This is a genomic window from Streptomyces sp. BJ20 (assembly GCF_022869105.1).
Taxonomy (GTDB): Bacteria; Actinomycetota; Actinomycetes; order Streptomycetales; family Streptomycetaceae; genus Streptomyces; species Streptomyces griseoincarnatus.
In genome coordinates, this window is the sequence record NZ_CP094918.1 from 6,863,493 (window position 1) to 6,875,456 (window position 11,964).

The 11,964-nt window shown below is 70.5% G+C and carries 12 protein-coding genes; 9 read left to right on the forward strand and 3 right to left on the reverse strand.

Translation table 11 applies throughout. The annotated features are described in order from the left end of the window. Nucleotides 1-62: 62 nt before the first annotated feature. Together MTR79_RS30795 and MTR79_RS30800 are read left to right on the forward strand one after the other, a co-directional pair. The gene (locus tag MTR79_RS30795) at nt 63-251 is read left to right on the forward strand and encodes a sigma-like protein (RefSeq protein WP_086701378.1); all 189 of its coding nucleotides are present in this window, start codon (nt 63-65) and stop codon (nt 249-251) included. A gap of 794 nt (nt 252-1,045) precedes the next feature. Further along, nucleotides 1,046-1,384 carry a hypothetical protein gene (locus MTR79_RS30800; protein ID WP_244792585.1) on the forward strand — a complete coding sequence of 113 codons (339 nt, stop codon included), beginning with the start codon at nt 1,046-1,048 and terminating at the stop codon, nt 1,382-1,384. 303 nt (nt 1,385-1,687) lie between these two features. Here the strand turns inward: MTR79_RS30800 and MTR79_RS30805 are convergent, their stop codons facing one another. Next, nucleotides 1,688-2,239, reverse strand: a complete 552-nt coding sequence (locus MTR79_RS30805; protein ID WP_244792587.1) for a GNAT family protein — start codon at nt 2,237-2,239, stop codon at nt 1,688-1,690. Nucleotides 2,240-2,248: 9 nt separating this feature from the next. Then, the gene (locus MTR79_RS30810) at nt 2,249-3,577 is read right to left on the reverse strand and encodes a hypothetical protein (RefSeq protein WP_244792589.1); all 1,329 of its coding nucleotides are present in this window, start codon (nt 3,575-3,577) and stop codon (nt 2,249-2,251) included. Nucleotides 3,578-3,829: 252 nt separating this feature from the next. Here MTR79_RS30810 and MTR79_RS30815 point away from each other — a divergent pair, with 252 nt between their 5' ends. The 7 genes from MTR79_RS30815 (at nt 3,830) to fxlM (ending at nt 11,262) form a co-directional block, all read left to right on the forward strand. After that, nucleotides 3,830-4,303, forward strand: coding sequence for an ATP-binding protein (locus MTR79_RS30815; RefSeq protein ID WP_244792591.1), 474 nt, complete (start codon nt 3,830-3,832; stop codon nt 4,301-4,303). A gap of 74 nt (nt 4,304-4,377) precedes the next feature. Next, nucleotides 4,378-4,719 (forward strand): DUF6415 family natural product biosynthesis protein, encoded by a 342-nt coding sequence (locus MTR79_RS30820; protein WP_244792593.1) that lies wholly within the window; start codon nt 4,378-4,380, stop codon nt 4,717-4,719. After that, the gene (locus tag MTR79_RS30825) at nt 4,716-5,417 is read left to right on the forward strand and encodes a hypothetical protein (RefSeq protein ID WP_244792595.1); all 702 of its coding nucleotides are present in this window, start codon (nt 4,716-4,718) and stop codon (nt 5,415-5,417) included. The genes MTR79_RS30820 and MTR79_RS30825 overlap by 4 nt, the downstream gene beginning before the upstream one ends. A gap of 253 nt (nt 5,418-5,670) precedes the next feature. Further along, entirely contained in the window at nt 5,671-5,838 is a 168-nt protein-coding gene (locus MTR79_RS30830) for an FxLD family lantipeptide (protein ID WP_244792597.1), read from the forward strand. 74 nt (nt 5,839-5,912) lie between these two features. Beyond that, nucleotides 5,913-8,909 (forward strand): lantibiotic dehydratase, encoded by a 2,997-nt coding sequence (locus MTR79_RS30835; RefSeq protein ID WP_244792599.1) that lies wholly within the window; start codon nt 5,913-5,915, stop codon nt 8,907-8,909. Nucleotides 8,910-9,191: 282 nt separating this feature from the next. Continuing rightward, entirely contained in the window at nt 9,192-10,052 is an 861-nt protein-coding gene (locus MTR79_RS30840) for a lanthionine synthetase C family protein (protein ID WP_244792601.1), read from the forward strand. Nucleotides 10,053-10,065: 13 nt separating this feature from the next. Beyond that, nucleotides 10,066-11,262 (forward strand): methyltransferase, FxLD system, encoded by a 1,197-nt coding sequence (gene fxlM, locus MTR79_RS30845; protein ID WP_244792603.1) that lies wholly within the window; start codon nt 10,066-10,068, stop codon nt 11,260-11,262. A gap of 58 nt (nt 11,263-11,320) precedes the next feature. Here the strand turns inward: fxlM and MTR79_RS30850 are convergent, their stop codons facing one another. Beyond that, nucleotides 11,321-11,824, reverse strand: a complete 504-nt coding sequence (locus tag MTR79_RS30850; RefSeq protein ID WP_086701372.1) for a hypothetical protein — start codon at nt 11,822-11,824, stop codon at nt 11,321-11,323. Nucleotides 11,825-11,964 lie beyond the last annotated feature (140 nt).

An 11,964-nucleotide genomic window follows, 5' to 3' on the forward strand; every position in this document is an offset into this window, starting at 1 on the left:
GAGTCGCCGAACGGGTCGTTCAACCGCACGTCCCAGTCCACCTGTTGGGGGTTGTACACGTCATGACCGAAGCCACGAACGAGCCGGAGTTCACCACGCAGGACCAGCACGCGCCGACGCCGCCGAGCAAGGACGACCCGGAGGTCACCACGCTCGACCAGCACGCGCCGGCCCCGCCGAGCATCGGCGAGGTCACCACGCTGGACCAGCACGCCCCGGCGCCGCCCGCCTTGGACCGGGACGGCCGCTGAGCCTTCTTCCCGCACGGGGACGGCCGCGGCGGCACGGAGGGGGAGCCACCGCGGCCGGGTCGTCGAGTGGGGCCGTTCCGGGTGTCGCAGGACACCGGGAACGGCCCCACTCGTGTTCCAGGTCCGCCCACCTGTCGCTGGAACCGGTAGTCGTCGGGGGCGGCGCGCTGCATCGCTTCCTGCGCCTGGTCGAACGTGCGGCGGGTGCCGGTGCGGTCCTGAGCTGCGCCGTGGATGGTTGCCTGACCGGCGAGGCAGAGGGGGGCGCGGTCGGGGCCATGCCCGCAGGTGCGGGGAGCAGCCCATCTACAGGATCTGCCGGATGAGGCCCTTGGGACCATCCCCGCGGGTGCGGGGAGCAGCCGCTGGAGATGTACGACCAGGCGACGCACCTGGGACCATCCCCGGCCCGGCTACCGCGAGGAGTGGCGGCCGTACTGCTCCCCGCACCCCGCGGGGATATTCCCCCCTCGGGGAGCGCAGCGGACCGAGGGCCGCCCTGCTCCCTGCTCCCTGCTCCCTGCTCCCTGCTCCCTGCTCCCTGCTCCCTGCTCCCTGCTCCCGCGGGGATGGTCCCTTCTCTGGGCCCAGCTCCTCGCCCGGGCAGCACTGCTCCCCGCACCCGCGGGGGATGGCCCCTCACCCGCGCTGTCACCGCCCCCGTCTCTGCTCCTCGCACCTGCGGGGGATCAGGGAAGGCGCCTCGGACAAGTCTCGCTTCTCGGGTTACCGTCGATGCAGGCGCGGGGCCTTACGCGGTCGAGGGTCGACCGCACGCGAGTCTGGGAGGACTCATGACCATAGACCGCGTAAACGCAGCCAAGTTCACCTCGCGCTCCCTCGGCGAACCGCACGACAGTGACTTCGGCGGCGAGGAGGCCCATCAGCTCTTCAACGCTGCCCACGCCGACATCTGCTGCCCACCGATGGGGCATCGCATCAGCTGGAGCGATTGCTACGGGGGTGCCGACATGTTGCCCCTGACGTTGAAGGCTGACCTGTTCCTAGAGTTCAACGGTGAGCCGCGGCCACTACCGGGCCACCTGACGGAGAAGCAGCACGACCGGGCTCTCAGGGCGCAGAGGTTGGCTACACGGATCCGGCGCGAGGCCCATCGACGGAACATCCACTAACTGTCACCACATCCAGGCCCAGCTCGGCCACATGCGCGTCAGTGATCTCCCTCGTTCGGGACCTACGAGCGGGCGATCGCAATGGTTCAAGCCGCGCACCGGTTCCATCCTGTCGCCCTGGTGAGCGTCTGGCCGACGGCCCGCCCTGGACCCCCGACCGGGCCCGGAGGATCTCGGAGGGGAAGACCGGCAGGCATCCGCCTTGTCCCGGTGCCTGGCGGCGACGGGCTGCACAGTACGGTTGTGTAGCCCGTCCGCTCTCACGCAGCACGGTCGGCCAACAGGGCGTCGCCCGCCTCCAGTTCAGCGGGCGGCGTTCCACTCTCGATCGAGGATGGCGTGCACGACGGAGTCACGCCACTTCCCGGCCTTGAACACGTGCTCCCGGATGGTCCCCTCCTTGACCATGCCCGCGGCTTCCATCGTGCGGGCGGAGGCGGTGTTGAGAGGGGACCGTGCACCCCAGACGCGGTGAAGGTCCAGATCGCCGAACGCGATGTCGAGGAGCAGCTTCACCGTTTCCACCCCGTAGCCGACGCCCCAGGAGGCGGGGCGCAGGGCGAAGCCCATGGTGGCGCCGCGCTGCTGGTGCGGGTCGGTGGCCAAGCGGCCGAACCCGATCAGCTCTGCCGTCTCCCGCTCGATGACGGCAAGGGCGTACTCGGTGCGGGGCGTTGCGGTGGCTGCGGCGATGGAGCGCGACACGATCTGTTCGACCTGGTCGCGGCTGCGTGGCTCGAAGCTCAGGTGCTCCGTCGCCTCGGCGCTGCCGTAGACGGCGAACACGGCGTCGACGTCGTCAGGAGCGAGTTCCCGCAGCTCAAGGCGGGTACTGGAACGTTCTACCGGGTGCATGCCCGGACTTTACCTGTGGGGCAGAGCGGGCCGGGCGGGGAAGGCCTCGATCTCCGCGCGCAAGTCCCGGGCGACGACGGCCTCGCGGGCTGGACCGCTGGTCAGGGCCTGCCGGACGCGCATCGCCGACATGACGATGCCGTTGTTGCGGTGCGAGGCGGGCAGGTCGAGCACCGGGCGGATGGCGGCGGCCGCACCGTCCAGGTCCCCGCCGTAGAGGCGGACGAGCGCCAGGTCGCACTGGGAGCCGGCGAGATCACCGAAGGCCCAGTTCGGGGCGGTGGGGTCGCTGAAACCCTGCACGGCCTGCTCTGCCTGCTGGGCGAGCTGGGCGCCGCCATGGCCGAGGACGGCCTCTGCCTCCACGGCGTAGTAGAGCTGCTTCTCCGGGGCGTAGGTGAACAGCCCGCCGAGGGAGTCCAGGTCGTCGGGGACGACACGTTCCCGCCGGTCGGCGGCCTGCTGGTTCGCGGTGCGCACCGTCTCCTCGTCACCCAGCACTGCTGCGGCGCGCGCCTGCAGACCGAGGAGCCACAGGGCGACGGTGCCGCGCTGGTGCTCGGCCACGGCTGCACCCTGGCTGGCGTAGTGGTAGGCGTCGGTGGGCTTGTCCGCCCAGTAGGCGATCAGGGACTTGAGCCCTTCGGTGGCGGCGATCAGTCCGGCATGCTCGGCGTCGCGGGCGCACGCGGCTGCGACGCGGGTCATGGTGAGGGCCTGGTGGGGGACCTCCATGTCGTTGAAGCCCTTGGCGACCATGAACGACAGGACAGCGCCCTTGACGTTGAGGTCCCGCAGTTGCGAGGGCCGGACCCGGCCTCCTTCCAGGAGGCGGAAGACCTGTTCTTGGGTTTCCAGCAGGTCGTCCCAGATCGCCGACAGCGGTTCGCGCGGGTATGCGGCGACGAGCCGCTGCACCTCCTCATCGAGCAGCCCGAGCGTGTCCTCGCCGACTCGCTCGCGGTCGGCTCCCAGGAGGAAGTCCTTCGCTCGTCGCACAGCCATCGCGCCCGTCCTTTTCATGTCGTCCAGGCCCAAAGTGGAGCCAGTGGGGGATGTACTTGGTGACGCGTCCGTGAGCGGAACGAACGTGGGCGTTGCGCCGTCGGGCGCCTCCGTCCATAACGTCTCGATGCTGTAGCCGAGCATCTCGACGATGACCGGCCGGAATACCCGTTGGGGCTTGCGGCCCTCGTAGATCCACCCCTCGACGGTCTTGGGCGCCGGTTCGTCCGCGTTCTGCAGCCCAAGCCGTGCGGCGGCTTCCCGGTACTGCGTCAGGAAGTCGTCGGGGTGGCGGATACCCCGGGCTTCGCAGGTGCGCCGGAAGAACAACACGGTCTCTCCCATCCCTGTGCCGAGCGCGTCACTGCCCGACCGTAGAACGCCGTCCTCGGCAAATTGCCCTCTTTCGACGCTACTTAGTGGTTCCGGGGTTGAGCCGAGGAACTTCCGAGGAGGTGGGTCAACTTCGTGCCAGATCCCGAGGTCGGTTTGGGGGTGGAGCCGTCCGGGGGTGATTGCCACGCTCTTAGAAAACTCACTCTGAGTGCCCAGGCGTGCACAATCGCGAACCAGGAGTTCTGTCCTATGCCCCCCAGAATCGCTGAACCCATCAGCGTGTTAGAGGCGTCCTTAGCTGAAGCCGCGGGGCCGGCGTGCCCTTCCTTCGAGATCGTGGTCCCGTCGGCTCCGTCCAGCGTGCAGGTCGTGCGGCGGGTCGTCCGGGCGTGGACTCGCTGTCACTGCCAACTCCCGGCCGATCAGGTGGACACCCTGCTGGTCGTGCTTTCGGAGCTGTGTACGAACGCCGTGCTGCACGGCCACACCGACGCTTTCGATGTGCGCGCATGGGTGCCGGCCAAGGGCGAGCTGCGGCTTGAGGTCGATGACAAAACGCCATCAGTGTCCCCGACCCCCGGTAGCCCGGACACCGACGCGGAAAGCGGGCGCGGCCTCCTCCTGGTGGACGCTCTGGTCCGCGAGCTGGGCGGCACCTGGGGGTTCAGCGCCGATGGCGCACGCGTCTGGTGCGTATTGCCTGCTCCCGAGACCGCCCGGTGACCCCCACCGCACAGCGTTGGACGCGCCCCGTCCCGGCGTGGACCCCGCCCTTGGACAGCACGGCGTTACACGACTTGCTAGAGCGAGTCCGGGACTGGCAGCCCTTCGACGGCTGCGCCCTCCTGGACGACGTCGCGGCCGTCCTGGACGACGTCCCCCCGTCCGAAGGGGACACTGCCCAGCTTGCCGAGCGGCTCCGTGGGCACCTTGCCCGGCTGGTCACCATTTCTGTGGCGAGCGAGGCCGAACAGGACCCGACCGCGGCGCAGCTCGTCCTGCGCGCGCGCACTCTGCACGCCGATCCCCTGCCGTGCGGCCGCCAGGAGGCGATAGCGCACCTGCGCCGGCTGGGGTGGACCGCCAACGAACTTCACGACCGGCTCGCCGCCATCCGCTGCCTCAAGGAGGCCGCGTGACCACCACCCGAATCCACCTGCCCCGTTCGAGGAAGACCACCGTGCACTCCTACTCCCACGTGATCCCGTTCGTCATCCAGCGTGAGGGTGAGGAAGCCGCACCGGACAACCTGCGCCTCACCCCGACCGGAGGCGGCCGTTACCGGCTGCGCTACGCCGACGAAGACCCCCGCGACCGTGACCTGCGGGGCGTGCTGTGGGCCCGCTGCGGCTTCGGCCCGATCGACGACCAGGAGCAGCCGACGGGCCGACCGCAGTGGCGGATGATGCACCCCCTGCGGCAGCGCGGGTGCATGCAGATGCTGCGCTGCCAGATCTGCGCCGGGCCCGCTCGGACCCCGCTCGGCTGGATCTTCCTCGCGGGCCCGGGCACCGTGGACCCGAACCACGAGCCGGTGCTCACCAACCAGCCGCCCGTGTGCCCGGAGCACCTCCGCACCGCCGCGGAGCTGTGCCCGCACCTCACGATCGAGCCGGTGGTGTTCCTTGCCCGCAGCGCCCCCTTGTATGGGGTGAACGGCGTTGCCTACGGCGTCCGCGACGGAAACGTGCAGGTCGCGGAGCGTCCCGCTGGGCCGGTCCCGTACGGGCATCCGCTGGTGCCGACCGTTCTCGCGTCGCGGATGGTTCGCAGGATCGGCGCTTTCCGGCTGCTCAGTCTGGCCGAGCTTTTCACCGAGCTGGAGCGCGCTGCATGAAGCCTGTGCTCAGCGGCCCGTGTGTCCAGGCCGACCGATAGCACCGTACGTGGCGCGTTGACGGGGAAGGCACGCCGGCCGCGTCTGTGGCGGCCTCCGGAGTCGGACTCGGCGGTCCCCGCATGGGCCGCAGGCCATTCCTGCGCGGGACCTGCGCTGTCGGCTGCGCCGAAGAGCAGCAGTCCTCAGCGGGGGTCCTGGGCCTCTCCACCCTCTCTCGGGGGTGGTCCAACTACCGATGGAGCAATCCGTGTTGAACACGCTCTCTCAGCCCCAGCAAACGACCGAGCTGGACGAGGGATTCCCCGTCGACTGGGAGCTGACCACCACCGTCACCACCTCGCCGGTCCCGATCGTCGAGGCCTGCACGTCGGGTGACGGCTGCAAGAGCACCTGCGCATCGTCCTGCATCTCGAGCTGACCCGACCTGCGGTGGTGCGGGCACGCAGGGCCGTGTCCGCACCACCGCGTACCTCCCGGAGGGAACACCGGCTGATGAGCCGAAGCATTTTCCGCAGGCACGGCGACGTGCTGGTCCTGCGCGCCGCCGCTCTACCCGTTGGGGCCCGTCCGGATAAGTGGCCTGACGTGGAGTGCCCGGAGGACTGCCGTCGGTGGCTGGCCCGCGTTTTGGCGGACGGCTCCTTCGCTGAGGCACTGAGGGCGGCGTCCACCGGGCTGGTCACCTTCGTCGAGCAGCTTCTGGACGACCACAGCGTCACACCGAAGCGTGTGCGGAGCGCGACTCTGTCCGTCGCCGGTTACCTCCTGCGGGCAACGTCCCGGCCGACGCCGTTCGGTCTCTTCGCCGGCGTAGCCCTCGCCGAGGTCGGCCCGGTGACCTCGGACATAGGCCGAGCACACCGAGCCGTCGCCCGGCCCGACACGCTGTGGGTCGATCACGTGCGCCGAGTGTTGGAGCGCCGCGCCGACGTGCTGCCGCATCTGACGATCCAGGTCAGCACGCTCGCCTTCCAGCGCGGTGACGCCATCGGCATGCCCCGCTCGGGGGGACGTCTGGCGAGCGCGCCTCTCACCCTCCCCCTGGTTGCCCTCTTGAAGGCGGCTGCCGCACCGACCACCGGCCGCCGTCTGCTGGACGTCCTGACCGACATGGGCGGCACTGCGGAGCAGGCCACCCGCCTGATCGGGCAGGCCCTGGAAGACAGCTACCTCACGAGCGACCTCGCCGCGCCCATGACCGTCGTGGATCCCGCCGGGCACATGGTGCGCCTGCTGCGGCCCCACACGGACATGCTGGAAGCGGACACGGTGCAGATCCTCGACCGCCTGGAGGAGACAGAGCTCGCCTTCGCCGAGCACAACCGGGCACCCGGCCCGGCGGAGGCCCGTCGACTACGGGACCAGATGGACGCCGCGATGGAGAAGATCCATACCGCGGACTGCCGGAACAGGATCAGCCTCGACCTGCGGCTCGATGCGCACGTGTCCGTGCCGCGGCAGGTCCTGGATGAGGTGGAACGTGCGGCGTTCGCGCTGTCCCGCCTGACCCGGGCTCAGGGAACGTCGCCCGCGTGGGCCGACTTCCAGGCGCATTTCTGGGAGCGCTACGGCGCTGGGGTCCTGGTCCCGGTCCGGGAGGCCGCCGACCTCGCCGCAGGGGTCGGGCTGCCGGCCGACTATCCGATGTCCGGGTGGAGCCTGCCGACGCTCACGGTGCTGCCGCGCGACGAGCAGCTCGCGGCGCGGGCGATGCGGGCGGCCGTGAGCGGCGCCCGCGAGATTGTGCTCACCGAGCAGGACATCGACGACCTCGCCGAGGACGCGCCGGACGGACCCACCGTCCCGCACGTGGAGATCGGGTTCAGGGTCCGTGCCGCCAGTGAACAGGCTGTGAGCAGCGGTGATTTCGTTGTGGATGTACGGCCCGCGTGGACGGCGGGCGTCCTGTCCGGGCGGTTCACCGCCGTGCTGGGGACCGGGCTGTCCGACCTGTACCGGACACTGCCCACCATGACCGAGGGAGCCCTGCGCGCGCAGCTCTCGGTCATGCCTGACTTCCCGCACGCTCAAAACGTTTCCCGCATCCCCGCTCTGCTGCCCTACATCATCCCCGTGGGCGAGACCAGGACACCGGCAGACAACCTCATCGACATCGACGACCTCGCTGTGTACTCCACCGGCCAAGCTCTGCACCTGGTCAGCGTGTCCCGGCGGCGCATCGTGGAGCCGCACGTGCTGCACCCCCTCGCCCTGGAGAAGCAGGTCCCACCCCTCGCTCGGTTCCTGGCCCAGCTCGGGCGCGGCTTCGCCACGGCGTGGACCGAGTTCGACTGGGGGCCGGCCGCCGCAGCGCTGCCCTACCTGCCCCGGATCCGCTACAGCCGCACGGTGCTCAGCCCAGCCCGATGGAAACTGACGACCGCGGACTTACCCGTAGGGCTGTTCGGTCCTGCCTGGCACAAGGCGCTGAGGGATTGGGCGGACATCTGGCACTGTCCCTCCCGAGTGCAGCTGCAGGACGACGACCGCACCATGCCCCTGGACCTGGCCGAACCGCTGCACGCCCGTCTCATCCACCAGCACCTTCGCCACCACCCCCAGGCGGTCCTCACCGAGGACGTCAGCGATGAGGAACTGGGCTGGTTGGGCCACGCCCACGAGCTGACGGCCCCGCTCGCCACCACCCGGCCGCCGGCCCCGCACCCGGACCTGACGCACGCCCCCGTCGTGACCAACCGGGACCTGTCCCAGCCCGCGGACCCCACGCAGCGGTGGACGCAGGCGAAGGTGTTCACCCACCCCACCGCCATGGACCAGATCATCACCGCCCGGCTCCCCCGGCTGCTCGAGGACCTCGGCACCGAGCGGGCGTGGTTCGCGCGGTACAGGTCCCTGCGGGAGACCGACCATCTCCGCATCCGCGTGCCCACTGACACCCCGGACTGCCAGGCGGCCACGCTACGGGCTTTGTCCGCGTGGATGCGCCAGCTCACCGAGGACGGACTCGCCTCCCAGCTCATCCTCGACGGCTACCGGCCCGAGACCGGCCGCTACGGCACCGGGGCGGCCATGGTCGCCGCCGAGGACGTCTTCGTCGCCGACAGCCTCGTCACTCGCTACGCGCTCACCGACCTGCCCGTCCTGGAGCGGGAAACGCTGTGCGCCGTCAACATGGTCGACATCGCGGAGGGCTTCCTCGGCACTCACGACGGTCGGGCCTGGGTGGCGCACACCCCCGTGCACGGCGCCGGCCGCCTCGACATCACCCGGCAGACCGTCGACCAGGTCGTCACCGCCCAGCCCCTTCGCACCGCCACACCACGCCTCATCAAGGCCACAGTTCGAAGGCGGGCTGCCCTCGAGGCGTACCGGGCGCACACGGACGACAGCCGACGAACGCAGATCCTGGTGTCCCTGCTGCACATGCACCACAACAGGATGGCCGGGCCCGACCGGGACAGTGAGGCAGCGGCCCGCCACGCAGCACGGCAGGCCTGCCGGTCCCTGCTGCTGAGGAGGACCTCGTGACGCAGGACGACCTCGGCACCGGACCGGCCGCAACCGCCCTGTACGAAATGGTCGTCGCCCGCGAAACCGGCGACTGGACGAAGGCCCACGCCGCGGCCAAGGCCATGGCCGCGCAGCCCATCACCGGGCACCCGGCGTCCGCGAACCTGTATCGCGGCGCTCCCGCAGTCGCGTACATCCTGCACACCGCAGGGCACCGGGCCCTACGCGCGGGCCCTCGCCGAGCTCAACGCCGAAGTCATCGCCTTCGTCGCCCACCGTCTGGGCGCCGCTCACCGCCGCATGGACAAAGGCCTCCCGCCACGCCTGCGCGAGTACGACCTGATCAGCGGCCTGACAGGGCTCGGCGCCTACCTCCTGCACTGCGAACTCGACCAAGCCCTCGCCACTGTCCTGCAGTACCTGGTAAGGCTGCTCACCGAACCCCTCGTCGTCGACGGCCACCAGGTCCCCGGCTGGTGGGCGGCCACCAGCCCGAGCGACGCCCCCGACGCCGGAGAGTTCACCCACGGCCACGCCAACTTCGGCCTTGCGCACGGTGTGGCCGGACCGCTTGCTCTGCTCGCCCTGGCCCGCCGCGCCGGCCACACCGTCGCCGGGCAGGACGACGCCATCGCCGCAGGCATCACCCACCTCACGACCTGGGCACAGCCCCTCAAAGGAGGAGGCACCGGCTGGCCCGAATGCCTGCCACTGGACGCCTACCGGCAAGGCCCCCAGCCCGACGCAGCCCCCACCCGCGCCTCGTGGTGCTACGGCACCCCCGGCATCGCACGCGCCCTGCAACTCGCCGCCCTCGTCCTCGACGATGACACCGCGCTCCGACTCGCCGAGCACACAGCTCTGCAGGCCGTCACCGACCCCCGGCACACCAGGCAGATCACCGACACGTCGCTCTGCCACGGGTGGGCGGGACTCGTCCTCACCACCGAACGCATCGCCGCCGACGCCGCACGGCCGGACCTCCACGACGCCCTGCCCGCGCTCCGCGACCGCTTCACCACCGAGACACAGCACCACCCCGGGCCCGAGCACACCGGACTGCTCACCGGCGCCCCCGGCGTGCTCCTCACCCTGCACACCCTGACCACCGCCCGCCCCGTTGATCCGGAGTGGGAGACCTGCCTACTCCTCACCCCTTGAAAGCGATGTGACAGTGAGCCAGACCCCTACGGCCGACCAGCTCCGCAACCGGCTCGTCGACGCAATCCTCGCCGAGCGGCGCGTACCCGCCACCGTGGAACGGGCCATGCGCACCGTGCCCCGGGACGTCTTCCTGCCCGGCCTCGACCTCGAAAGCGCCTACACGGACCAGGCCGTGACCATCAAGGACAACCCCGGCAAGCCCCTGCCACTGTCCTGCGCGTCCGTGCCCTCCGTCGTGGCCATGATGCTCGAGCAGCTCGGCGCCCGCACTGCCGACGACGTCCTCGAGATCGGGGCCGGAACCGGCTACAACGCCGCCCTCCTGGCCGAACTCGTCGCTCACGGCAGCGTCACGACCGTCGACATCGACCCCGACGTCGCCCTGCACGCCCGCACCCGCCTCAACGCCACAGGGTACGAACACGTCACCGTGATCGAACGCGACGGACTGCTCGGCGCACCGGAGAACGCCCCGTACGACGGGATCATCGCCACGGTCGGCGTCTGGGACATCCCCGCCACCTGGTGGGACCAGCTGAAGGACGGCGGCCGCCTGGTCCTGCCGCTGCGCTGGCGCGGACAGACCCGATCGGTCGCGCTGACCCGCCACGGCAACGCACTGGTCTCACAGGGCATGGAGCTGTGCGGGTTCGTCCCGATCATCGGGCAGGACGGCGAGAAGACCTCACCCCTCAACGTGGACGACACCATCCGCGTGCACTACGACGAGGACCAGGACGTCGACCCCGACGGCCTGGCCGCCACCCTGCAGACGGGCAAGCCCGCCCTCGAAGTACCGTCCGCCCAGCGGGTCGGCGGCGAGGAGCCGTTCGACGGGGTGTGGCTGCGCGCCACGGCCGGCGACGACCGCGTGTGCCGACTGGAAGTCACCCCGCAGGCCCTGCAGCAGGAACTGCTCCGCAGGCCCGCCATTCCCGTCCGTAGCCCCGCCATCGTCGAGGGCAACTCCCTCGCCTACCTGACCATCACCCGAGAGGGCACCCACGCTGAGCGCCCGTTCCGGCTCGGCGCAGCCGCCTACGGTCCGCAGGCCGAGGAACTTGCACGGGACCTCGTCGCGCACATCGACGCCTGGGGCTCCGACCGTCTGGCCGTGCCGCGGATGACCGTCACACCCGCCGGCTATGCCTCCACGGCAGGCCACGTGATCACCAAGCCCGGGAGTCGCATCACTCTCACGTACTGAGCCAGGCAGCTCGCCAGGCATCCTCATCCGGACCCGACGCTGACCGAAGTGGCAGAACCTAGGCGTAGGAGAGGTCGCACTCCTCGATCAGCGGCACGCTCTCCGCGTCGTTCACCGAGATCCTCACCGGCGTGGTCCCGCCCGCCGGGACGGAGACCTCCTCGGTGCCGCGGGCCAGTTCCTCGCCGGCCGCGTCCCTGAAGACCACCGTCACCGAGAAGGTGCCGTCCACCGTGTCGGTGTTGGTGACCTCGACGGTGGCGTACGGCGTCTCCTCGGACGCGCAGTCGACCAGCGTCACCGTGGCCGCGTCCGGGGACATCGACGCCTCCGAGCCGCCGGAGCCGCCGCTGCTGCCGTAGTCGTCGTCGTAGTCGTCATCGTCGTAGTCGCGGTGCGAGCCGCCGCTCGACGAGTCGTGGTTCTGGCCGGAGCTGCTGCACCCGCCGCCCCCGCCATCGCCGCTGCCCCCGTGTCCGCGGCCGGTGGAGAAGCCGGTGAGCGCGAGGACGACAAGCGTCGAGACGGCGGTGAGTTTGAGAGTCTTCCCCCGAGAAGTCATGACCTTCAGGCTAGCGATCTTTGTGTCACGGCCATGTCACTGCCTGGCGACCGTCCCGTACGCGGCGTAGCGTCGGCCCCCAGGACGGCGGACACCGCCGCCCCGCAGCGGCGGCCGCCGTCCGGGCCCCTTCCGTGGAG

Excerpts from the sequence above, each read along its gene's own strand:
- MTR79_RS30795 (WP_086701378.1), top strand. The coding sequence starts at position 63 with ATGACCGAAGCCACGAACGAGCCGGAGTTCACCACGCAGGACCAGCAC.
- MTR79_RS30800 (WP_244792585.1), top strand. The coding sequence starts at position 1,046 with ATGACCATAGACCGCGTAAACGCAGCCAAGTTCACCTCGCGCTCCCTC.
- MTR79_RS30805 (WP_244792587.1), bottom strand. The coding sequence starts at position 2,239 with ATGCACCCGGTAGAACGTTCCAGTACCCGCCTTGAGCTGCGGGAACTC.
- MTR79_RS30815 (WP_244792591.1), top strand. The coding sequence starts at position 3,830 with ATGCCCCCCAGAATCGCTGAACCCATCAGCGTGTTAGAGGCGTCCTTA.
- MTR79_RS30835 (WP_244792599.1), top strand. The coding sequence starts at position 5,913 with ATGAGCCGAAGCATTTTCCGCAGGCACGGCGACGTGCTGGTCCTGCGC.
- MTR79_RS30840 (WP_244792601.1), top strand. The coding sequence starts at position 9,192 with ATGGACAAAGGCCTCCCGCCACGCCTGCGCGAGTACGACCTGATCAGC.
- MTR79_RS30850 (WP_086701372.1), bottom strand. The coding sequence starts at position 11,824 with ATGACTTCTCGGGGGAAGACTCTCAAACTCACCGCCGTCTCGACGCTT.